Source organism: Zobellella sp. An-6, from assembly GCF_052487945.1.
This window is the reverse complement of the sequence record NZ_CP199259.1, coordinates 915,743-936,454: the sequence shown is the minus strand read 5'-3', so window position 1 is coordinate 936,454 and position 20,712 is coordinate 915,743. Positions and strand designations below refer to the sequence as shown.

Annotated in this window: 23 protein-coding genes; 11 read left to right on the top strand and 12 right to left on the bottom strand. The window is 64.6% G+C overall.

Features of this window, described 5'->3' with window-relative positions; genetic code table 11:
- Positions 1–226: 226 nt before the first annotated feature.
- Positions 227–871, top strand: a complete 645-nt coding sequence (locus ACT7DK_RS04275; protein ID WP_445396652.1) for a response regulator transcription factor — start codon at positions 227–229, stop codon at positions 869–871.
- A gap of 32 nt (positions 872–903) precedes the next feature.
- Here ACT7DK_RS04275 and ACT7DK_RS04270 read toward each other — a convergent pair whose 3' ends face one another.
- From ACT7DK_RS04270 to glyA, 12 genes are all read right to left on the bottom strand, one after another.
- Positions 904–1,248, bottom strand: a complete 345-nt coding sequence (locus ACT7DK_RS04270) for a HopJ type III effector protein (RefSeq protein ID WP_445396650.1) — start codon at positions 1,246–1,248, stop codon at positions 904–906.
- Between the two features lie 12 nt (positions 1,249–1,260).
- The gene (locus tag ACT7DK_RS04265; protein WP_445396648.1) at positions 1,261–1,923 is read right to left on the bottom strand and encodes an alpha/beta hydrolase; all 663 of its coding nucleotides are present in this window, start codon (positions 1,921–1,923) and stop codon (positions 1,261–1,263) included.
- Positions 1,924–1,926: 3 nt separating this feature from the next.
- Entirely contained in the window at positions 1,927–2,466 is a 540-nt protein-coding gene (locus tag ACT7DK_RS04260) for a HutD/Ves family protein (RefSeq protein ID WP_445396646.1), read from the bottom strand.
- Positions 2,467–2,503: 37 nt separating this feature from the next.
- Entirely contained in the window at positions 2,504–3,292 is a 789-nt protein-coding gene (siaD, locus tag ACT7DK_RS04255) for a biofilm regulation diguanylate cyclase SiaD (protein ID WP_445396644.1), read from the bottom strand.
- Positions 3,285–3,662, bottom strand: coding sequence for a biofilm regulation phosphoprotein SiaC (gene siaC, locus ACT7DK_RS04250; RefSeq protein ID WP_445396642.1), 378 nt, complete (start codon positions 3,660–3,662; stop codon positions 3,285–3,287). Before siaC ends, siaD begins: the two co-directional genes overlap by 8 nt.
- Positions 3,663–3,682: 20 nt before the next feature.
- Entirely contained in the window at positions 3,683–4,225 is a 543-nt protein-coding gene (gene siaB / locus ACT7DK_RS04245; protein ID WP_445396640.1) for a biofilm regulation protein kinase SiaB, read from the bottom strand.
- A 13-nt stretch (positions 4,226–4,238) separates the two neighbouring features.
- On the bottom strand, positions 4,239–6,242 hold the full coding sequence (siaA, locus tag ACT7DK_RS04240; RefSeq protein WP_445396638.1) for a biofilm regulation protein phosphatase SiaA: 2,004 nt from the start codon (positions 6,240–6,242) through the stop codon (positions 4,239–4,241).
- Positions 6,243–6,374: 132 nt separating this feature from the next.
- Positions 6,375–7,484: a bifunctional 3,4-dihydroxy-2-butanone-4-phosphate synthase/GTP cyclohydrolase II gene (gene ribBA, locus ACT7DK_RS04235; RefSeq protein WP_445396636.1), complete on the bottom strand. Its 1,110-nt coding sequence runs from the start codon at positions 7,482–7,484 to the stop codon at positions 6,375–6,377.
- Positions 7,485–7,497: 13 nt separating this feature from the next.
- Positions 7,498–8,151: a riboflavin synthase gene (locus ACT7DK_RS04230; protein WP_445396634.1), complete on the bottom strand. Its 654-nt coding sequence runs from the start codon at positions 8,149–8,151 to the stop codon at positions 7,498–7,500.
- Complete coding sequence (gene ribD / locus ACT7DK_RS04225; RefSeq protein ID WP_445396632.1) at positions 8,151–9,266, bottom strand: bifunctional diaminohydroxyphosphoribosylaminopyrimidine deaminase/5-amino-6-(5-phosphoribosylamino)uracil reductase RibD; 1,116 nt, start codon at positions 9,264–9,266, stop codon at positions 8,151–8,153. The genes ACT7DK_RS04230 and ribD overlap by 1 nt, the downstream gene beginning before the upstream one ends.
- The gene (gene nrdR, locus ACT7DK_RS04220; protein WP_094038594.1) at positions 9,267–9,716 is read right to left on the bottom strand and encodes a transcriptional regulator NrdR; all 450 of its coding nucleotides are present in this window, start codon (positions 9,714–9,716) and stop codon (positions 9,267–9,269) included.
- 185 nt (positions 9,717–9,901) lie between these two features.
- Positions 9,902–11,155, bottom strand: coding sequence for a serine hydroxymethyltransferase (glyA, locus tag ACT7DK_RS04215; protein ID WP_445396629.1), 1,254 nt, complete (start codon positions 11,153–11,155; stop codon positions 9,902–9,904).
- Positions 11,156–11,431: 276 nt separating this feature from the next.
- Between glyA and ACT7DK_RS04210 the strand changes: the two genes are divergently transcribed.
- The 10 genes from ACT7DK_RS04210 to ACT7DK_RS04165 all read left to right on the top strand — a co-directional run bounded on the left by ACT7DK_RS04210 (position 11,432) and on the right by ACT7DK_RS04165 (position 20,649).
- Positions 11,432–12,061, top strand: coding sequence for a molecular chaperone TorD family protein (locus ACT7DK_RS04210; protein WP_445396627.1), 630 nt, complete (start codon positions 11,432–11,434; stop codon positions 12,059–12,061).
- Positions 12,061–12,411: a DUF2956 family protein gene (locus tag ACT7DK_RS04205; protein WP_445396625.1), complete on the top strand. Its 351-nt coding sequence runs from the start codon at positions 12,061–12,063 to the stop codon at positions 12,409–12,411. The genes ACT7DK_RS04210 and ACT7DK_RS04205 overlap by 1 nt, the downstream gene beginning before the upstream one ends.
- Positions 12,412–12,414: 3 nt before the next feature.
- On the top strand, positions 12,415–12,843 hold the full coding sequence (locus ACT7DK_RS04200; RefSeq protein ID WP_445396623.1) for a YqaA family protein: 429 nt from the start codon (positions 12,415–12,417) through the stop codon (positions 12,841–12,843).
- Between the two features lie 130 nt (positions 12,844–12,973).
- Entirely contained in the window at positions 12,974–14,764 is a 1,791-nt protein-coding gene (locus tag ACT7DK_RS04195; protein WP_445396621.1) for a DUF294 nucleotidyltransferase-like domain-containing protein, read from the top strand.
- Complete coding sequence (locus ACT7DK_RS04190; RefSeq protein WP_445396619.1) at positions 14,764–15,372, top strand: 3'-5' exonuclease; 609 nt, start codon at positions 14,764–14,766, stop codon at positions 15,370–15,372. Before ACT7DK_RS04195 ends, ACT7DK_RS04190 begins: the two co-directional genes overlap by 1 nt.
- A 182-nt stretch (positions 15,373–15,554) precedes the next feature.
- A complete protein-coding gene (acs, locus tag ACT7DK_RS04185; protein ID WP_445396617.1) occupies positions 15,555–17,504 on the top strand; it encodes an acetate--CoA ligase in 1,950 nt (649 codons plus the stop codon).
- A 275-nt stretch (positions 17,505–17,779) separates the two neighbouring features.
- Positions 17,780–18,229: a type II 3-dehydroquinate dehydratase gene (gene aroQ / locus ACT7DK_RS04180; protein WP_445396615.1), complete on the top strand. Its 450-nt coding sequence runs from the start codon at positions 17,780–17,782 to the stop codon at positions 18,227–18,229.
- Between the two features lie 34 nt (positions 18,230–18,263).
- Positions 18,264–18,737, top strand: coding sequence for an acetyl-CoA carboxylase biotin carboxyl carrier protein (gene accB, locus ACT7DK_RS04175; protein WP_445396613.1), 474 nt, complete (start codon positions 18,264–18,266; stop codon positions 18,735–18,737).
- 9 nt (positions 18,738–18,746) lie between these two features.
- Positions 18,747–20,087 (top strand): acetyl-CoA carboxylase biotin carboxylase subunit, encoded by a 1,341-nt coding sequence (gene accC, locus ACT7DK_RS04170; protein WP_445396611.1) that lies wholly within the window; start codon positions 18,747–18,749, stop codon positions 20,085–20,087.
- Between the two features lie 196 nt (positions 20,088–20,283).
- Positions 20,284–20,649 carry a RidA family protein gene (locus ACT7DK_RS04165; RefSeq protein ID WP_445396609.1) on the top strand — a complete coding sequence of 122 codons (366 nt, stop codon included), beginning with the start codon at positions 20,284–20,286 and terminating at the stop codon, positions 20,647–20,649.
- The last annotated feature ends 63 nt before the right edge of the window (positions 20,650–20,712 follow it).

Sequence of the window (20,712 nt, the reverse complement as noted above, 5' to 3'; positions counted from 1 at the left end):
TCGGCGGCCTCCGAAACCCGGCCCGACATCGAACCTGTACGTCGGTTTCCGCCACGCCCGCGCAGGGCCGGCTGCAGAATGCGGAGCATCATGCCGGTCCTGAGGGATCACGAAAATCGTTCCTTCCTGTTCTCAGGCCGGGTCTAAAGCCCTATCATACCAAGGGAAAAAACGATGGAATAAGTTTCCATCGATTACTCACCGATACAAGGATTCAAATAACACCATGGAAACGGGCTACAGCATTATCATTGCCGATGACCATCCCTTGTTTCGCAATGCCTTGCACCAGGCGGTGCAACTGGCGGTGGAGGGCGCCCAGCTGCAGGAAGTGGACAGCATCGACAACCTGATGCAGCTGTTGAGCGAAACCGGGGATGTCGATCTGCTGCTGCTGGACCTGAAGATGCCCGGTGCCAGCGGCTTTTCCGGTTTGGTTCAGCTACGCAACCAGTACCCCGAACTGCCGGTGGTGGTGGTCTCCGCCAGTGAGGAGGCCGCCGTGGTACAGCAGGCCATGCGCTTCGGCGCCCTGGGCTTTATCCCCAAGTCCGCCCCCATGCGCACCCTGGTCAGTGCCCTCAACACCATACTGGCAGGCGATACCTGGTTTCCCGAAGGCATCAGCCTGGCTGACGCCCCCCAGGATAATATCGCCGAACGCCTGGCCAGCCTCACTCCCCAGCAGTTCAAGGTGCTCACCATGCTGTCGGAAGGCAAGCTCAACAAGCAAATCGCCTACGAACTGGACGTTTCCGAGGCCACCATCAAGGCCCATGTCACCGCCATCTTCCGCAAACTGGGGGTGAAGAACCGTACCCAGGCGGTGATCGCCCTGTCGCAACTGGATGGACATGGCGGGGAATTCTGACCGGCAACAGGCCGTCCCGCCCCCCGCCGGACTTATCTCGGACTCAGCGGCTGGCCATCGAACGCGATACCCAGCCAGCCGGTTTTCATGAAATTGCGGATATTCTGGTGGTCCTGGCCGTCGGGGTTGCCGAGCACGTCATCCCGATAGTAGCCGCCGAAGCAGGCCAGGGTTTCTTCCTCGCTGAAGCCTTGCAGGCGGGCGAAGGCGAACAGCTTGCAGGAGCCGTTGTTCTGCCCCGCCGGGTTCTCCTGATCGCCGTTGGTAAAGGCGGTGGGAGTGAAGTCGTAGAGGCTGTCGACAAGCGCGATCACCTCGGCGAATTCGATTGCTTCGGGGGCCTGCTCCAGCTTGGCCTGCAGTTGCTTGATATTCATCAATGGGTTCCTTCAGTCTTGGGGTGCCAGAAGGCGGCACAGAAAACGGGAAATGTCCTGGATCTCGGCGGCGCAGACGCTGTGCTCCATGGGATAGCTGTGATATTCGGGCAGGAGGCCGAGCAACTCCAGCTCCCGGCACGCCCTTTGTCCCAGCAGCTCCGGCACCACCGGATCCCGGTCGCCGTGCAACACCTGCACCGGCAGGTGCCGGTTGGCATCATTGAGTTCCAGGCTGCCGGCGGTAGCGAAATAGGTGGACATGGCGATGAGGCCGCCCAGTGGCCGGTCGAAACTCAGCGCCGCCTCGTAGGCCACGGCGCCGCCCTGGGAAAAGCCGGCCAGCACGATGCGGCGGCTGTCGATGCCCTGCCCGATTTGTTGTTCAATCAAGGCCTGCACCGCCCGGGCCGACGCCCGCAGCTGGGTTTCGTCTACCTTGCGCTCTATCTCCAACGACAGGATGTCGTACCAGGCCGGCATGCGGTAACCGCCGTTGACGGTGACCGGGATGGCCGGCGCATGGGGAAAGATAAACCGGATCCGCAGCTCGGACGGCAGCCCCAGCTCGGGCACGATGGGGGCGAAGTCGTGGCCGTCGGCCCCCAGGCCGTGCAGCCAGATCACACAGGCATCCGGCCGAAGGCCGGTCTCTCGTTCGATATAGGGCAGCATGCTTCAGGCTCCGTCAAGGGGATAAAGGGTGATCTCCACCAGCACCTCGGCCGGCTCCCGGGCCGCCAGCACCAGGGTTTCCCCCGGCGCCAGCACCCAGAGTTCGGGCTCGGCGCCATGCCGGTACAGCAGGCGGCCCCGGGAGCCCTCGCTGCGGTAATCCCGGTCCGGCGCCAGAGGGTGTACCCTCAGCTCGGCCCGGCCCCAGCGTCTGGCGGTCATCACATTGAAGTCCAGGCACTCGCCGCCCAGCAGCCGGCAGCCCACCGCAGCCTCCCCGTTGAAGTGCAGGGGGACAAAGGGTTCCGTCACCAGCCGCCGTTCACCGGCCATCTCCAGTTCGAAGCCGTCGCCTTGCACCAGCATCAGGATGCGATCGATGCCGGGAAAGCAGGAAAAGGGCCCGCTCTGCCCCACCCGGGCCATGGAGACCCGCAGTTCGAGGTCGCCCTCGGCGGGCAGCCGGTACAGCTCCCGGGTGGTGCCGCCGCCGTTTTTCCAGGGCATGTCGACGAAGTCCGCCGGCCCCAACAAGGTTGCCATTTGTATCTTTCTCCTTCTGGAAATGGTCTCTCGCGGCTCAGGGCAGCGCCACCTGCAGCCGGTTCCGGCCACTGCGCTTGGCCCGGATCAGCTCGCCGTCGGCCCGGTTGATGGTACTGTCCGGCGCTTCATGGGGGCGATAGGCCGTCAGCCCCACGCTCACGGTGAGCAACAACTGCTCGTCGATGTCCGCCAGGCACAGGCCGCGCACCGCCTGCATGATCCGCTCGACCAGCTGCCGGGCCTGCTCCAGCCCGGTATCCGGCAACAGCAGCATGAACTCCTCGCCGCCCCAGCGGGCACAGAGATCGTAACCGCGCAGCTGGCCGCCGACGGCCTGGGCCAGCAGGCAGAGCACCCGGTCGCCCACGTCGTGGCCGAAGGCATCGTTGATGCGCTTGAAATGATCCACATCCAGCATCGCCAGGCAGAACGGGGGACTGCCGCGCCGGCAACGCTCCCATTCCTCGCCCAGCCGCGCCATCAGCAGCCGGCGGTTGGCCAGGCCGGTGAGGGGATCGCGCAGCGCCGCCTGCTTGAGCCGGTCGTTGAGCTCCAGCAGGCTGCGCTGGTAACGATCGGAAATGCGGGTGATCTTCTCCAGCCGCCGCAACTGCCTGTCGTACTGCTGCAACAGATCCTCGGTCTGGGAACGGGCCAGATCATAGCTGCAGTCGGAGATGCGCAGCAGCCGCTCCAGCCGGAGGCGGTGCTCCCGATCCCGCTCCAGCAGCGTCCTCAGCACCGGCAGCAGCGGGTTGTCCCTGTGCTCCGGGGCGCTGAGCAACCGCTCCAGCTCGGCGTCGTCGGGCAATCGGTTAGTCATGGGGCACAATATCGAAGGGGAAACTGCAGTCTTCCCTGAACTCTTCGGCCAGCTCCGCCACCCGTTCGTTGTCCGGGTCGTAGCACCATTGCACCATCACCTGCCGGCCCCGGCCGAAGGCCGCTTCCAGCAGATCGAAGATGTCCATCATGGCCTTGACGCTGCTGGTGTTCATATAGATGAGCCGCAGCTCCAGGCGCAATGGCCGTTCGGTCTGCTCCAGAAATTGCTCCACCCACTCGATCAGTTCGTTGAAAAACTCGAAGGAGTTTTCGGGATAGGAGTCGCCGCCCATGGCGACCACGCCGGTGTCCGGGTTGCAGAGAATGTCCGGAGTGGACTGGGTACCTGTGATATTCAACGCCTTCATAGCTAATTCCGGGTTCACGCTCATATTACCGCCAATAAACTGAAAAACCCCCGACCGTCACCGGTATCCACCAGCTTGGCCGTCATCGGCCGGAACGACTTCCTGGCCACGTCCAGCAATCCCAGGCCGGCGCCGGTGCTGCTGTCCGCCGACCTCGGCTGGCGCAGCTGGGACTTGTAGGCCGCCTTCAACGCCGCCTTGTCCATGCCGGCCAGCTGTTCGATGCGCCGGCACAGGGCCCGGCCATCGGCCAGCTCGACCCGGTTGCCCGCCAGCACCAGGTAGTGCCCGTCCTCCCCCCGCGCCACCACCACGGTGGCGGCGCCGTCGCGCTCGCTGTAGCCCAGGCGGGAGGCGTAGTGGCGGATGTTCTGGGTCAGCTCGATATAGACCCCGAACACGTCCATGGCCGCGGCGGGCAGGGCGTTTTCCGCCTGCAGGTAGTTGCGCAGGGCATTGCCGATTTCCTCGATAAGACTACGGGAAATGGGGCCGTTGAAACAGAGCAGTATCTGGTTTTCGTTGAATTGCTCCCGGATCGAAAGCAGGTCTATGGCTGGCATCGGAATCCCTCGTTCAGCATGCATCGATTTTAAAGGCGAGCAGGGTGATGTCATCCCGCTGCGGATGGCTGCCCCTGTAGTCGTCCAGCGCCTGGCGCAGCGCCTCGGCCTGCTCCGCCAGGGGCAACTGGGCATGGGTACGCAGCAGCTCCCGGAAGCGGCTGCTGCCCAGGCCGAATCCCTTGCTGCCGCCGGCCTGATCCAGGTAGCCGTCGGTGGCCAGGTAGTAGATATGGCCGGCGCTCAGGGGAACGCAGCTGTCCTCGAAGCGGGCATCCCGCCGGTCCAGCAGGGCCCGCCGGCTGCCCTTGCACTCCTCCACCCGCTCGCCGTCGCTGTAATAGAGCGACATCTTGGCGCCGGCAAACAACAGCCGGCCCGCGCCCGGCTCCACACAGGCCAGGCCCACGTCCATGTTGGTGGCCAGGCCCCGCGGCAGATCGCAGTCCTGCAGCATGCCACGCAGGGTGCTGTCCGCCAGCCCCAGCACGGCCGCCGGCGAGGCGATGCCCCGCTCGCGGATGGCATGGTCCAGCGCCGCCCGCGCCAGCATGGTCATCAGCGCGCCCGGTACCCCGTGGCCGGCGCAGTCGACCACCCCCACCAGGAAGCGTCCCTCCTCGCCGGGATGAAAGAGGTAGAAGTCGCCGCCCACCACGTCCCGCGGGTGCCAGAGCACGAAATGATGCTCGCCCAGTACCTGGGTCAGTTGTTGATCCGGCAAGATGGCGCGCTGGATCAGGCTGGCATAGTCGATGGAGTCGTTGATCTGCTGGTGGGCCTGGCGCATCCGGCGGTTGGCCTCCTCCAGCTCACGGGTACGGTGTTGCACCTTCTGCTCCAGCTCCCGGGTATGGCGGCGCACCTTGTCGGCCATCACCCCGAAGGCCTGGCTGAGATCGCCGATTTCATCCCCCGAGGGCGGTGGCAGGGAGACATCGTAACGGCCCTGGGCGATGGCGGTGGCCGACCCCTGCAGCCGGCGCAGGGGGTTGAGCAATATCCGGTCCACCGCATAGACCAGGGCCAGCAGCAACACCACCAGCATGACGACGAAGGCCGCGAGGGCATTGTTGACGAAACCGGCCTCCAGCACCTGGGCCGCGTTCATGTCCACGGCGGTCACCAGGTACCAGTCCAGCTCGGGGATGAAACTCACCGCCAGCAGCTGGCGCCGTCCGTCCAGGCTGAACCAGCCGGTGCCGACCGACTCGGGGGCGGACACGGCCTCGCGCATCAGCCGGTGCAGGCGCTCACCCTCCTCCCGGGAGCCGAGCAGCTCGGGCAGGGTACGCTGGCCACCGTGGATGCCGGCGGCCGAACCCAGGGCGATGAGAGCGGGGTCCGGGTGCGCCTGGAAGGCGCCTTGGCCATCGATGATCATGGGCGTCACCCCCAGCTCGTCGGTGGCGATGAACTCCTGGATAAAACGGGTGAGATCGATGCCGGTGCCGGCCAGGCCGAGGGGGCGCCCCCCTTCCTCCACCAGCACGTTCAGCCACACCCGGGTGGTGCCGAGCCGGCTGTCGCGGTTGACGTTGATATTGAGCTTGTCGCCGCTGGCCAGGATATTGAAAAACCATTGGTCGTCGGCGCTGTCGGGGTCGAGCCGGTACTGGGGCTCGCCGGTAAAGGGCTTGTCCGGCTCCCGGTAATAGTAGTCGCGGCTGCCGGCGCTGATCAGGAAGTAGGAGCGGCTGCTGAAATCAGCGGCGAAGCCTTCGGCCTCGCGGAACAGCAACGCCTTATGGTCGGCATTCGCTTCCTGCTCCAGCCATTGTCGGGTCAACACCGAATCGGCGAGGCGTCGGGCCAGGGCCAGATCCCGCGACAACGGCACCAGCAGATTCTGCCGGTTCAGTTGAGTGACATTACGGGCATAGGCCAGGCCGAAATGCTCCTGTACCGAGGCCATCACCTGCCAGCCGATGCCGCCGGCCGGGATAAAGGCCAGCAGGCAGGCTATCAACAACGCGAGCACGGACTTCGCCCTGAGTCCCCGACCCCAGATGGCCATAGGCTCTCCTGTTACCTTAAATTAGCTGTCCCTTTAGTGAGGCGGCCATTGTTGCCCCATCCGGGCCAAAACTCAATCGGCGCCGAATAAAAAGCCCGCTCGGGAGCGGGCCTCGTCACCACTGTCCGGCGGTCAGTCGGTGATGTAGTCCACCACTTCCAGGCCGAAGCCGGACAGGGCGTGGTAGCGCTTGGGCGAGCTCAGCAGCCGCATCTTGCCCACCCCCATGGCGCGCAGGATCTGCGAGCCCACCCCCACCCGGCGGGAGGTACCCTGCCACTTGGCGCCCTCGGGCCGCTCGCCCCTGTCCACCGCCTCGAAGGTGCGCACCAGGGACAGCAGGTGATCCGGGGTTTCCTCCTTGCCGAGGATCACCAGCACGCCTCCTTCCTCGGCGATGCGCGCCATGGACTTGGTCAGCGGCCAGGTGCGCGCGGCGTGGCGGTCGGTCATCAGCACGTCGGTCAGCATGTCGTGGATGTGCACCCGCACCAGGGTCGGCTGCTCCGCCAGGATCTCGCCTTTTTTCAGGGCAAAGTGCACCTGGTTGTCGATGGTATCGCGGAAGGTGACCAGCTCGAAGTCGCCGTATTCGGTGGGCAGATGGCAGCGGGCCACCTGCTCGATGGTGGTTTCGTTCTGGTTGCGGTATTCGATCAGATCGGCGATGGTGCCGAGTTTGATGCCGTGCTGTTCGGCGAACTTCTCCAGATCCGGGCGCCGGGCCATGGTGCCGTCTTCGTTCAGGATCTCGACGATCACCGCCGCCGGCTCCAGGCCCGCCAGCCGCGCCAGGTCGCAGCCCGCTTCGGTGTGGCCGGCGCGGGTCAGCACGCCGCCGTTCTGCGCCTTGAGCGGGAAGATATGGCCCGGCTGCACCAGATCCGCCGCCTTGGCGTCCCTGGCCACCGCCGCCTGCACGGTGCGGGCCCGGTCGGCGGCGGAAATGCCGGTGGTGACGCCTTCGGCGGCCTCGATGGACACGGTGAAGGCGGTGGAGAACTGCTCGGTATTGCGGCTGACCATCAGCGGCAGATCCAGCTGGCGGCAACGGGCCTCGGTCAGGGTCAGGCAAATCAGCCCCCGGCCGTATTTGGCCATGAAGTTGATGTCTTCCGGCCGCACATGCTCGGCGGCCATGATCAGGTCGCCCTCGTTTTCCCGGTCCTCGTCATCCATCAGGATGACCATTTTGCCCTGACGAAGATCGTCGATGATTTCCTGGGTACTGCTTAAGGCCATGGTGTTCTCCTTGTTATTTCACGAATCCGCTGGCGGCCAGGGTCGCCAGCGTCAGTCCGCCCTGTGGTGATGCGGGCGCACCGCTCAGCAGGCGCTCCAGATAGCGGGCAATGATATCCACCTCCAGGTTGACCGACCGGCCCGGTTGCCAGTCGTCCAGGGTGGTTTCTTGTAATGTATGGGGTACCAGGGTCAGTTTAAAGGCTGCCCCGTCCACCGCGTTCACCGTCAGGCTGATGCCGTCGACCGTGATGGAGCCTTTTTCGGCGATATAGCGGGCCAGCTCCGCAGGCGCCTCCAGCCACAGCTCCAGGCTGCTGCCGAGCGGAGTGCGGCGCACCACCTTGCCCACCCCGTCCACATGGCCGGAGACGATGTGGCCGCCCAGCCGGCTGGTGGGCAGCAGCGCCTTCTCCAGGTTGACCCTCTGGCCCGCCTGGTAGTCGGCGAAGCCGGTGCGGGCGATGGTTTCGCCGGACACGTCGGCACAGTAGTAGTCCTTGCCCAGTTCGGTCACCGTCAGGCAGACACCGTTGGTGGCGATGGAATCACCCAGCTTGACGTCGGACAGATCCAGCCCGGGACAATGGATCCTGATCACCGACTCCTTGCCCTTGCGGCTGATGGCCGCAAGCAGGCCCGTGGCTTCAACGATACCGGTAAACATCAGTTTTTTACCCTTGCAGTCAGTTTAAGATCATCGCCCACCCGGCGGCAGTCGCGCCATTCGAGCACGGGCACGGCATCCATGGCGGTCTGTTCCGGCAGTTCGAACAGGCCGCGGGCGCTGTTGCCCATCAGCTTGGGGGCCTGGTAGAGCACCAGTTCATCCACCAGCCCCTGGCCGAGCAGGGCACCGCACAGCCGGGCCCCTGCCTCCACCCAGAGCTGGTTCAGCTGGCGCCGGCCCAGTTCGTCGAGCAGCAGCGGCAGGTCGAGTTTGCCATTCCCGGCAAGCGGCAGCACGCATTCTTCCACCTGAGGGCCGAAACCGCCGCCGACCCGGCCGCGCAGCAACAGCACCGGGCCGGGGACGGAAAAGAGGGTCAGTCCCGGATGCAGCCGGTTGCGGGTATCGACCACGATGCGCAGCGGCTGACGCAGCCCGGCCTCGGGGTACTGCTCCCGCACCGAGGCGGGCAGCTCCGGCCAGCGCACGTTGAGGGCGGCGTCGTCGGCCAGCACGGTGTCGGCTCCGGACAACACGGCACAACTCAGGGCCCGGTGGCGCTGCACGTCCTGCCTGGCCTGGGGACCGGTGATCCACTTGCTCTCGCCGTTGGCCAGCGCGGTGCGGCCGTCGAGGCTGGCGGCCAGCTTGACGGTCACGAAGGGACGGCCGGTGCGCATGCGGTGCAGAAAGCCGACGTTGACCGCCTCCGCCGCCGCCGTCATCAGGCCGGCTTCGGCCCGGATGCCCGCCTCCTGCAGCATGGCCAGTCCCCGCCCGGCGACCCGGGGATTGGGATCCACCATGGCCGCCACCACCCGGGCCACGCCGGCGTCGATCAGGCCTTGGGCGCAGGGCGGGGTACGACCATGGTGGGAGCAGGGCTCCAGGGTGACATAGGCGGTGGCGCCCCGGGCGCGGGGACCGGCCTGGCGCAGGGCGAACACCTCGGCGTGGGGTTCACCGGCTTTTTGATGATAGCCCTCGCCGACCAGTTCGCCTTCATTGACGATAACGCAACCCACCGCCGGATTGGGGCTGGTGGTAAAGCGGCCGCGGCCGGCCAGGGCGAGCGCCCCGGCCATCCAGAACGCATCTTCTTTGCTGAACACTTATTGCTCCAGACGGGCTATTTCCTCGCCGAATTGGCGCAGATCCTCGAAACAGCGGTAAACGGAGGCGAAGCGGATATAGGCGACCTTGTCGAGCTGCTTGAGCTCTTCCATCACCAGGTTGCCGATAAGCTCGGATTTGACTTCCCGCTCGCCGGTGGCGCGCAGCTGGGATTTGATGCGGCTGATGGCCTGCTCGATGGCCTCGGTGCTGACCGGACGCTTTTCCAGCGCACGCTGCATGCCGGCTTCCAGCTTGTCCTCATTGAAGGGCTCGCGGATGCCGGTGGTCTTGATCACCCGCGGCATTACCAGCTCGGCGGTCTCGAAGGTGGTGAACCGCTCCCTGCAGGCATTGCATTCCCGTCGCCGGCGCACCTGCAGGCCGTCCCCCACCAGGCGGGAGTCGATGACCTTGGTTTCGGTTGCGTTACAGAAGGGGCAGTGCATGGTGCCTCCGCGGAGCCGGCGATGGCCCTAGTGTAAAGAAGCGGACCTGAGATTGCCAGCATCCTGCCGGCAGGCTTCCGCGCCGGAGCCGGCGGGAACCCGGCACCCGGCGCCATTTCGACGACCCGGTGCCGGATAGAAAAACGGAGCCCGAAGGCCCCGTTTTGACATCGAACCACTCAGACTCAGGCATAGACCGGGAAGCGGCGGCAGATATCCAGTACCTGCTCCTTCACCCGGGCGATGGTGGCGTCGTCGTTGATGTTGTCGAGCACATCGCAGATCCAGCCGGCCAGCTCGCGCACCTCGGTCTCCTTGAAGCCGCGACGGGTCACCGCCGGGGTACCGATGCGGATACCGGAAGTCACGAACGGAGAGCGCGGATCGTTGGGCACGGCGTTCTTGTTGACGGTGATGAAGGCACGGCCCAGGGCGGCGTCGGCTTCCTTACCGGTGATGTCCTTGTCGATCAGGTCGAGCAGGAACAGGTGGTTGTGAGTACCGCCGGAGACCACCTTGTAGCCGCGCTTCTGGAACTCGTCGGCCATGGCCTGGGCGTTCTTCAGCACCTGGCCCTGGTATTCCTTGAACTCGGGCTCCATGGCTTCCTTGAAGGCCACCGCCTTGGCGGCGATGATGTGCATCAGGGGGCCGCCCTGGCCGCCGGGGAAAACGGCGGAGTTCAGCTTCTTCTCCAGCTCTTCATCGTTGGAGGCGGACAGGATCAGGCCGCCACGGGGACCGGCCAGGGTCTTGTGGGTGGTGGAGGTCACCACGTGGGCATGGGCGATCGGGCTCGGGTAGTGACCGGCGGCGATCAGACCCGCCACGTGGGCCATGTCGACCATGAACCAGGCACCGACCTTGTCGGCGATCTCGCGCATGCGCGCCCAGTCGACCAGGCCGGAGAAGGCGGAGAAGCCGCCGATGATCATCTTCGGCTTGTGCTCGACCGCCAGGCGCTCCATCTCTTCGTAGTCCAGCACGCCTTGCTCGTTGATGCCGTAGGGGATGATGTTGTACATCTTGCCGGAAAAGTTGGCGGGAGAGCCGTGAGTCAGGTGGCCGCCGTGGGCCAGGTTCATGCCCATGACGGTATCGCCGGGCTTGACCAGGGCCATGAAGACGGCGGCATTGGCCTGGGAGCCGGAGTGGGGCTGGACGTTGGCGTAGGTGGCGCCGAACAGCTGCTTGGCGCGCTCGATGGCCAGCTCTTCGGCGATGTCGACATACTCGCAGCCGCCATAGAAACGCTTGCCGGGGTAGCCTTCGGCGTACTTGTTGGTCAGCTGGGAACCCTGCGCCTGCATCACCCGGGGGCTAGTGTAGTTTTCGGAAGCAATCAGCTCGATATGCTCCTCCTGACGCAGGGTTTCATCGCTGATGGCCTGCCACAGCTGGGGATCATAATCGGCGATATTCATGTCACGCTTTAACATCCGTTTCTCCTGACTCGTGCGGTTATCACTGTTGGGGCTAGAGTTTACCCCCAAGGCGCGGCCCGGCCTAGCCCCGGCGAGGAAGTTATCAACATTTTTTTATCTTTATGTTGAAAAGTTCACAAAAAGTTGAAGGGAGCATAACAAGCTCATCATGCCCCCGCTACCGGGCCACGGGCTGGATATAGCGCCCAAACCCGATAGAATAGGCGTTTTGGCCCGTGGTGCCGGTCTCGGAAAGCCGCGCCGGGCACCCAAACAAATGTTGAGGGGAATATGCAAGACTTCATGGTTACCTCGCACCGCCGAGCCGAACTCTATCACTGGTTTACCGCCCTCTTCGCCGCCCCCCTGGCCGACAGCGAGATCCGCGAGTTCAGCGGCTACGACATGCACGCCTTCCTGGACAGCCTGGCCACCCTGGACCCCCTGAACGCCACCACCGAGGCGTTCCGCCGGCAGGCCGAGCGGGTGGCCGGACTGAAAAAGCCCCATGCGGAACTGACCGAGCAGTACGGCCGGCTGTTCGGCCAGCCCTCGCTGCTGGACACCTCGACCCTGGCGCCGCCGGAAGACGAGGCCCTGGTGCTGATGTCGGTGCTGCTGCGCCAACACGGTACCCGGCTGGACGACGATGATCCGCTCAACGTCTGCAACCAGCTGGAAATGATGGGCACCCTGGCCCTGGCCGCCGCCGACGCGGCCGAACGGGGGGACGTGCCGGCACGCCAGACCCTGCTCGACCAACAGCGGGAGCTGGCCAACCAGCTGATCATCGGCTGGCTGCCCGCTTTCGTGGACGCCTGCCGGGAGCAGGACGAGTTCGGCTTTTATGCCGCGGCCGCCGAACTGCTGCGGGCCATGTTCAGCATGGATCTGCACTACCTCAACAACGTGGCCGACTGATGCGTTACCACAAGAATAGGCCCGCCGAGGCCTCGCCCCAGAGCCGGGACGAGGCCGAGCGCATCGCCCGGGCCACCCAGCGCCCGGGCCAGACCAAGGAGCAGACCCGGCTGATCGCCCAGGGCATCCAGAAGGGCATAGAGGAATACAAGAAACAACAGAAGGCGAAGGCCCGCGCCGCCGACAAGGCGCGCAAGCAACAGGCCCGCCGCCAGGATGAGGAAACGGCGGACGAGGCCTTGCCGCTGGACGAGGCACCGGCCTCCTCATCCGCCTCCCTGCTGCCCTGGCTGCTGCTGGCCTTGAGCTGGCTCGGCTTTGGCCTCTACCTCTGGCTGGCTCGCGGCTGAGGCGTGGACTTTCTCCTGGTCTTCGCCAGCAGCCTGCTGGCCGCCACCGTGGCGCCCTTCTATTCCGAGGTGGTACTGGCGGCGGTGCTCAGCCGCCAGCCCGACGCCGCCGTGCTGCTCTGGGCCCTGGCCAGCGTGGGCAATACCCTGGGCTCGGTGATCAACTGGTGGCTGGGCAAGTACCTGCTGCACTACCAGGACAGGCGCTGGTTTCCGGTCAAGCCGGTGCAACTGGCCCGGGCCCAGTACTGGTTCAACCGCTTCGGGGTCTGGACCCTGCTGCTGGGCTGGTTGCCGGTGGTGGGCGATCCCCTCACCTTTATCGCCGGGATAATGCGGGTCCGACTGGCCCTGTTCGTGCCCCTGGTGTTTATCGGCAAGGCCAGCCGCTACCTGATCGTGATCTGGTTTGCCGAGCAGTTGTTGCTGTAACTCTGCGCCAAACCGGGACGGGCAACAGTCCCCGCTCAAATACCGCTGTATCGCCCTGCGACTAAAGTCGGCTGGACAGTCCCCGGGGGGCGGCGATACTGGAGGTGAACGCCGGGGCAAGGAGCCGCACATGCAGGATCAGTTCAACTTCGATCATCCCCCCTTCGATACCCTGACCGCCGAGCAGCGCCAGGATGTGCTGGATCAGACCGACATCGCCTATTTCGATCGGGGCGAGACCATACTGCATCCGGGACAGTTGATCGACAGCCTCTATATCATCCTCAAGGGGGTGGTGGAAGAGCGCCATGCCGAGCGCGGCGAAATCTACGCCCACTATACCACCGACGATCTGTTCGACATCCGCGGCCAGTTCGACGGCGAGTGCCGCCACAGCTATGTGGCGCTGGAAGAAACCCTGTGCTTCGTGCTGCCCACCCAGGCCTTTCTCACCCTGATGACCGACAACCCCGACTTCGCCGCCTGGTTCCAGCGGGATCTGCAGGGCCGGCAACGGGTCGCCTCTTCCCAGAAGAACCTGTCGGAATTCATCCTCACCCGCATCGACAACGGCAACATCCAGCCGGCCATGGTGATCGACGGCCAGACCTCCCTCTACCAGGCCACCCTGTTGCTCAAGAGCCATCACCTGGAATCGCTCATCGTCACCCACGACGGCAGCTTCGGCATGCTTACCGGCACCGATCTGCTCTACGGCGCCGTGCTCGACGGCCTGCCCGGCACCGAGCCGGTGCAGCGCCTCGCCAGCTTCAACCTGATTTCGGTGCAGAAGGGTGACTTCCTGTTCAACGCCCTGATGCTGATGGTTCGCCACCGGATAGAGCGGGTGGCGGTCAAGGAGCGGGAACAGCTGGTGGGCATACTGGAAATGACCCAGCTGCTCAGCCAGTTCTCCACCCATTCCCACGTGCTGGGGCTGCGCATCCTGCGGGCCGGCAGCATCGACGAACTGGCCGAGGCCGCCGCCACCCTCGGCATGCTGGTGGAGAACCTGCACAACAACGGGGTACGCCTGCCCTTTATCATGCAGCTGCTGGCCAGCCTCAACGAGCAGCTGATGCGCAAGGCCTTCGAGTTCGCCTTTCCGGCCCGCTACCACGAACGGCTGGCGCTGATGGTGCTGGGCAGCGAGGGCCGGGGCGAGCAGATCCTGAAGACGGATCAGGACAACGCCCTGGTGCTGGAAGAGGGCCTGTCTGCCGCCGAGATCCTGCCCTTCGCCGAGCAGTTCAGCCGCTATCTGGAGCGGCTCGGTTACCCGCCCTGTCCGGGCAAGGTGATGGTCAACAACCCGGAATGGGTGCACTCCTTGAGCGCCTGGCAGGAGCGGATCCGCCGCTGGGTGCGCCAGAACAGCCCCCATAGCCATATGCAGCTGGCCATCCTCAGCGAGCCGCATTTCATCGCCGGGCGGGAATCCCTGGTGCGCCAGCTGCAAAAACAGCTGCTGGAGGCAGTGCGCGGCCAGGAGCTGCTGCTGAGCGAGTTCGCCGCTCAGGCGCTCAAATTCCATACCCCCCTCACCTTCTTCGGCGATATCAAGCAGCCGGAGCAGGGCCTGGACATCAAGCGCGGCGGCATCTTCCCCATCGTCCAGGGGGTGCGGGCCCTGGCCCTGGAGCAGGGCATCACCGAGAACGGCACCCTGGAGCGAATCCGTCTGCTTACCGACAAGGGTATCTTCGAGCCGGATTTTGCCGACAACCTCAGCGCCGCCCTCGTCCTGTTCTGGCAACTGCGGCTGGAGCAGCAACTGGCCCGGGGCGGCGACGGCCTGAACCAGCAGATAGACGCTGCCCGCCTGCCCCGCCACCGGCGGGACCTGCTGCGCCACGCCCTGCACGTGGTAAAAAAGCTCAAACAGAAGCTGGAGTTCCACTTCCAGATCCGGAACCTCTGATGCTGCCGCTCAAGCGCCTCTGGCTGGCCCGCAAGTTCGCCCATACCCCCTGGCGACACCTGTTTGAGCCCTACCAGGGGGACGAGCTGATCGCCATCGACACCGAGACCACCGGCCTGGATCCCCGTCAGGCGGACGTGCTCAGCATCGCCGCCGTGCCCGTCCGGGGCAACCGCGTGCTCACCAGCCAGCGGCTGGAGCTGACCCTGGCCGCCAGTCCCAAACTCACCGGCGACAGCATCCGCATCCACGGCCTGCGCCACCAGGATCTGCACCAGGGCCTGTCGCCGGACAAGGCCCTGCCCCTGCTGCTGGGCTTTATCCAGAACCGCCCCCTGCTCGGCTATCATGTGCTGTTCGACATCGCCATCCTGAGCCGGCTCACCCGGGAGCAGCTCGGCTTTGCCCTGCCCAATCGCCATGTCGAACTGGCCCACCTCTACCGCCGGCGCCGGCTGATGCAGAATCCGGACATCGAGCCCAACCTGGGCTTCGAACACATGGCCCAAGATCTCGGGGTCCCGCTGCTGGCCCGCCACAGCGCCTTCGGCGATGCCCTGACCACGGCGCTGATGTTCCTGAAGCTGCGCCAGCGCCGGGCGGCCTGATTCGGGGGGATTCCGGACTGGATTGTCGACAACAAGGCCGTATACTGGGGTAAACAAACCATCAACAAATCACTGCCGGCTTGTGATGGGGGTGTTGCATCGCTAGCCGAAAGTCTAATTGAGCCAGGCGACCATCTGCGTCACCTTGTTACACAATGGTTATTGCCCCAAGGAGCGGAATAATGAGTGAAGTAAAGGTTCATCCGGTTAAGGCCCATATCGCCCAGCACGCCCTGCTGGACGACGCCGGCTACCAGGCCATGTATCGCCAGTCCATCGAGGATCCCGATGCCTTCTGGGGCGAACAAGGCAAGCAAATCGACTGGATCAAGCCCTACACCAAGGTCAAGAACACCTCCTACGATCCCGGCCATATCAGCATCAAGTGGTTTGAAGACGGCACCCTCAACCTGTCCGCCAACTGTATCGACCGCCACCTGGCCAGCCGGGCCGACGAGGTCGCCATCATCTGGGAAGGCGACAGCCCCGACGAAGACAAGCGAGTCACTTACCGCGAGCTGCACGAACAGGTGTGCCGTTTCGCCAACGTGTTGAAAGCCCAGGGTGTGGCCAAGGGCGACGTGGTCAGCATCTATATGCCGATGGTGGTGGAGGCCGCCGTGGCCATGCTGGCCTGCGCCCGCATCGGCGCCGTGCATTCGGTGGTGTTCGGAGGCTTCTCCCCCGACGCCCTGGCCAGCCGCATCGTCGACTCCAGGGCCAAGGTGGTGATCACCGCCGACGAAGGCCTGCGCGGCGGCCGTCGGGTAGCGCTCAAGGCCAATGTGGACGAGGCCCTCGCCAACCCCAAGGTGGACAGCGTCAAGAAGGTGATCGTCTATCGCCGCACCGGCGGCAACATCGCCTGGCACGAACACCGGGATCTCTGGTGGCATGAAGCCGCCCAGGACGCCAGCCCCGACTGTCCGCCGGCGGAAATGAACGCCGAAGACCCGCTGTTCATCCTCTATACCTCCGGCTCCACCGGCACCCCCAAGGGCGTGCTGCACACCACCGGCGGCTACCTGGTGTATGCGGCCATGACCTTCAAGTACGTGTTCGACTACCACGACGGCGACATCTACTGGTGCACCGCCGACGTGGGCTGGATCACCGGCCACAGCTACCTGCTCTACGGTCCCCTGGCCAACGGCGCCACCACCCTGCTGTTCGAGGGCGTGCCCAACTACCCCAAGACCAACCGCATGGCGCAAATCGTCGACAAGCACCAGGTCAACATCCTCTACACCGCCCCCACCGCCATCCGCGCCTTTATGGCCAAGGGCGATGAGGCGGTGGAAGGCACCAGCCGTGCCAGCCTGCGCATCATGGGCTCGGTGGGCGAGCCCATCAACCCCGAGGCCTGGGAGTGGTACTACCGGGTGATCGGCGACGAGCGCTGCCCCATAGTGGACACCTGGTGGCAGACAGAGACCGGCGGCATCCTGATCACCCCGCTGCCCGGCGCCACCGATCTCAAGCCCGGCTCCGCCACCCGCCCCTTCTTCGGGGTACAACCGGCACTGGTGGATGGCGAAGGCCAGGTGCTGCAAGGCGCCACCGACGGCAACCTGGTGATCCTGGACTCCTGGCCGGGCCAGATGCGTACCGTGTTCGGCGATCACGACCGTTTCGAGCAGACCTACTTTTCCACCTTCCCCGGTACCTACTTCACCGGTGACGGCGCCCGCCGCGACGAGGACGGCTACTACTGGATCACCGGCCGGGTGGACGACGTGCTCAACGTGTCCGGCCACCGCATGGGCACCGCCGAAATCGAATCCGCCCTGGTGGCCCATCCCAAGATCGCCGAGGCCGCCGTGGTCGGCGTGCCCCACGAGATCAAGGGCCAGGGCATCTACGCCTATGTCACCCTCAATGCCGGCGAAGTGCCCTCCGCCGAGCTGCACAAGGAGGTGAAGGACTGGGTGCGCAAGGAAATCGGCCCCATCGCCACCCCGGACGTGATCCACTGGGCCGAAGGCCTGCCCAAGACCCGCTCCGGCAAGATCATGCGTCGTATCCTGCGCAAGATCGCCACCGGCGAGACCGACTCCCTGGGCGATACCTCCACCCTGGCCGATCCGGGCGTGGTCGACCGGCTGATCGAAGAACGCGGCCGGGTCGCCTGAGCCAGGCCCCGCTAATTCACGCCGCCTTCGGGCGGCGTTGTCGTTTATGTCCTTGACCAACGGACAAAAGCTGACCAAAGGAGCCCGAGGCCCCCGCCTTCCTCACACTTTATCAGGTCATTAGACCAGTAAAATGCTGTCAATTTTCACGAAATCACTATAATTGGGCGCACCGAGCCAAGCGGCACGATTTTTGTTGCCCATCAGGGCCAAAACCGGCTAGGCTCCATGTGTCCCGATATGTAACCCGCAAGATTGACGAGGATTGCTGCATAATGGCCGATAAACTCCGAATTCTGCTGCTCAACGGTCCCAACCTGAACCTGCTGGGCCAGCGTGAACCCGGCATCTACGGCCAGGACAGCCTGAACGATATCGTGGCGCGCCTGACCGAACAGGCCGGCAAACGCGATATCGAGCTCAGCCACCTGCAATCCAATGCGGAATATCAGCTTATCGACGCCATCCACCAGGCCTTCGGCCGGCAGGATTTCATCATCATCAACCCTGCCGCCTTCACCCACACCAGCGTGGCCATTCGCGACGCCCTCCTGGGGGTGAAGATCCCCTTTATCGAGGTGCACCTGTCGAATGTGCACGCCCGCGAGCCTTTCCGCCACCATTCCTACCTGGCCGACAAGGCGGTGGGGGTGATCTGCGGCCTGGGTGCCGATGGTTACGAATTTGCCCTTGAAGCGGCGGCCCGTTACCTGGCCCGTCGTTGATTCTGCACAGCACCAACACAAAAAGAGAACGCTCATGGATATTCGTAAAATCAAGAAACTGATCGAACTGGTTGAAGAATCCGGCATCGCCGAGCTGGAAATCTCCGAAGGGGAAGAGTCCGTTCGCATCAGCCGCTACGGCGCCCCGGCGCCGGCCATGGCCGTACCCCAGTATCATGTGCAGGCCGCCCCGGCCCCGGCCGCCGTCCCTGCCGCCAACCCCGGCAATCCCGGCACCGCCGCTCCGGCCGAAGCCGCCGCCCCGGAAATCAGCGGTCACGTGATGCGCTCCCCCATGGTGGGCACCTTCTACCGCGCTCCCAGCCCGGGCGCCAAGAACTTCGTGGAAGTGGGCCAGAGCGTCAAGGCCGGCGACACCCTGTGCATCGTTGAAGCCATGAAGATGATGAACCAGATCGAAGCCGACAAGTCCGGCGTGCTCAAGGCCATCCTGGTCGACAACGGCCAGCCGGTCGAGTTCGACGAGCCCCTGTTCATCATCGAATAAGGAATTGCCATGCTGGATAAAGTAGTCATCGCCAACCGCGGTGAAATCGCCCTCAGGATCCTGCGCGCCTGCAAGGAGCTCGGGATCAAGACGGTGGCGGTGCATTCCACTGCGGACCGTGAACTCAAGCACGTGCTGCTGGCCGATGAATCCATCTGTATCGGTGGTAACCAGGCCAACCAGTCATACCTGAACGTGCCCTCCATCATTGCCGCCGCCGAGGTGACCGACGCCGTGGCCATCCACCCGGGCTACGGCTTTCTGGCGGAAAACGCCGACTTCGCCGACCAGGTGGAAAAGTCCGGCTTCATCTTTATCGGTCCCCGCGCCGATACCATCCGCCTGATGGGCGACAAGGTATCCGCCATCGAGGCCATGAAGAAGGCGGGCGTGCCCTGTGTGCCCGGCTCCGACGGCCCCATCGGTGACGATGCCAAGAAGAACGCCACCATCGCCAAGCGCATCGGCTACCCGGTGATCATCAAGGCCGCCGGCGGCGGCGGTGGCCGCGGCATGCGGGTAGTGCGCGCCGAAAACGAGCTGGAAAAGGCCATCGCCATGACCAAGGCCGAGGCCGGTGCCGCCTTCGGCAACGACATGGTGTACATGGAGAAATTCCTGGAAAACCCGCGTCACATCGAGATCCAGGTGCTGGCCGACGGCCAGGGCAACGCCATCCACCTGGCCGAGCGCGACTGCTCCATGCAGCGCCGCCACCAGAAGGTGGTGGAAGAGGCCCCGGCCCCCGGCATTACCGCCGAGATGCGCAAGTTCATCGGCGAGCGTTGCTGCAAGGCCTGTGTCGACATCGGCTACCGCGGTGCCGGTACCTTCGAGTTCCTCTACGAAAACGGCGAGTTCTATTTCATCGAGATGAACACCCGTATCCAGGTGGAACACCCGGTAACCGAGATGATCACCGGTGTGGATCTGATCAAGGAGCAGCTGCGCGTTGCCGCCGGCCAGCCCCTGTCCATCACCCAGGAGCAGGTGGTGGTGCGTGGTCACGCCATCGAATGCCGGATCAACGCCGAGGATCCACAGACCTTTATCCCGAGCCCGGGCGAGATCAAGCGCTTCCACTCGCCGGGTGGCCTGGGCGTGCGCTGGGATTCGCACATCTATGCCGGCTACCGGGTGCCGCCCTATTACGACTCCATGATCGGCAAGCTGATCTGCTACGGCGAAAACCGCGATATCGCCATCGCCCGCATGAAGCACGCCCTCAACGAGCTGGTGATCGAGGGCATCAAGACCAATATCCCGCTGCACAAAGAGATCATGAGCGATGAGAACTTCCGCAACGGCGGAACCAACATCCACTATCTCGAGAAAAAGCTGGGGCTGTAAACCGAGAGGCCTCGAGTCCCTCGCCCACGGCGCCGCAAGGCGCCGTTGTTGTCTGCGACTGGGTCGACTTCTATCGCCCCCCAATCTCTTCATGCTCTCGAAGCAATACCTGGGCTCCCATGCTCCAGCTGCCTTTTCCTGGCTCTTCCTTTCCCGTTAGAATATCCAGCCGAAGCCCACCTGAACGAGTCATATCATGGAGATTCATCGCATCAACCCCAGCCAGCGCTGGTCCGACATTACCGTGTTCAACGGCATCGCCCATTTCGTCGAGGTGCCGGAGGGCGACCTCGACGCCGATATCCGGGGGCAGAGCGCCCAGGTGCTGGCCCAGGCCGAACTGGCCCTGGCCAAGGTCGGCAGCGACAAGACGCGGCTCTTGTCCGCCACCATCTACCTCACCGACTTCGCCAACCTGGCCGCCTTCAACGAGGTGTGGGACGCCTGGTTCGCCCCCGGCACCGCCCCCAGCCGAGCCTGCGTCAAGGCGGAGCTGGCCAACCCCGGCTACCTGGTGGAAATCGCCTTTGTCGCCGCGGCGGGAGAAGGCTTTCTCGCCTGAGACGCCGGCCAGATAGCGGCCGCGGCCGCGAACAAAGCGCGGCCGCCCCCTCTGGTTGATCCG

What these genes read in the sequence shown, in the direction of transcription:
- accB (WP_445396613.1), top strand. Translation starts at nt 18,264, where the DNA reads ATGGATATTCGTAAAATCAAGAAACTGATCGAACTGGTTGAAGAATCC.
- nrdR (WP_094038594.1), bottom strand. Translation starts at nt 9,716, where the DNA reads ATGCACTGCCCCTTCTGTAACGCAACCGAAACCAAGGTCATCGACTCC.
- accC (WP_445396611.1), top strand. Translation starts at nt 18,747, where the DNA reads ATGCTGGATAAAGTAGTCATCGCCAACCGCGGTGAAATCGCCCTCAGG.
- ACT7DK_RS04275 (WP_445396652.1), top strand. Translation starts at nt 227, where the DNA reads ATGGAAACGGGCTACAGCATTATCATTGCCGATGACCATCCCTTGTTT.
- siaC (WP_445396642.1), bottom strand. Translation starts at nt 3,662, where the DNA reads ATGAAGGCGTTGAATATCACAGGTACCCAGTCCACTCCGGACATTCTC.
- ACT7DK_RS04195 (WP_445396621.1), top strand. Translation starts at nt 12,974, where the DNA reads ATGCAGGATCAGTTCAACTTCGATCATCCCCCCTTCGATACCCTGACC.
- ACT7DK_RS04265 (WP_445396648.1), bottom strand. Translation starts at nt 1,923, where the DNA reads ATGCTGCCCTATATCGAACGAGAGACCGGCCTTCGGCCGGATGCCTGT.
- aroQ (WP_445396615.1), top strand. Translation starts at nt 17,780, where the DNA reads ATGGCCGATAAACTCCGAATTCTGCTGCTCAACGGTCCCAACCTGAAC.
- ACT7DK_RS04190 (WP_445396619.1), top strand. Translation starts at nt 14,764, where the DNA reads ATGCTGCCGCTCAAGCGCCTCTGGCTGGCCCGCAAGTTCGCCCATACC.
- siaD (WP_445396644.1), bottom strand. Translation starts at nt 3,292, where the DNA reads ATGACTAACCGATTGCCCGACGACGCCGAGCTGGAGCGGTTGCTCAGC.
- ACT7DK_RS04260 (WP_445396646.1), bottom strand. Translation starts at nt 2,466, where the DNA reads ATGGCAACCTTGTTGGGGCCGGCGGACTTCGTCGACATGCCCTGGAAA.
- ACT7DK_RS04165 (WP_445396609.1), top strand. Translation starts at nt 20,284, where the DNA reads ATGGAGATTCATCGCATCAACCCCAGCCAGCGCTGGTCCGACATTACC.
- ACT7DK_RS04205 (WP_445396625.1), top strand. Translation starts at nt 12,061, where the DNA reads ATGCGTTACCACAAGAATAGGCCCGCCGAGGCCTCGCCCCAGAGCCGG.
- ACT7DK_RS04270 (WP_445396650.1), bottom strand. Translation starts at nt 1,248, where the DNA reads ATGAATATCAAGCAACTGCAGGCCAAGCTGGAGCAGGCCCCCGAAGCA.
- acs (WP_445396617.1), top strand. Translation starts at nt 15,555, where the DNA reads ATGAGTGAAGTAAAGGTTCATCCGGTTAAGGCCCATATCGCCCAGCAC.
- ACT7DK_RS04230 (WP_445396634.1), bottom strand. Translation starts at nt 8,151, where the DNA reads ATGTTTACCGGTATCGTTGAAGCCACGGGCCTGCTTGCGGCCATCAGC.
- siaB (WP_445396640.1), bottom strand. Translation starts at nt 4,225, where the DNA reads ATGCCAGCCATAGACCTGCTTTCGATCCGGGAGCAATTCAACGAAAAC.
- siaA (WP_445396638.1), bottom strand. Translation starts at nt 6,242, where the DNA reads ATGGCCATCTGGGGTCGGGGACTCAGGGCGAAGTCCGTGCTCGCGTTG.
- ribBA (WP_445396636.1), bottom strand. Translation starts at nt 7,484, where the DNA reads ATGGCCTTAAGCAGTACCCAGGAAATCATCGACGATCTTCGTCAGGGC.
- glyA (WP_445396629.1), bottom strand. Translation starts at nt 11,155, where the DNA reads ATGTTAAAGCGTGACATGAATATCGCCGATTATGATCCCCAGCTGTGG.
- ACT7DK_RS04210 (WP_445396627.1), top strand. Translation starts at nt 11,432, where the DNA reads ATGCAAGACTTCATGGTTACCTCGCACCGCCGAGCCGAACTCTATCAC.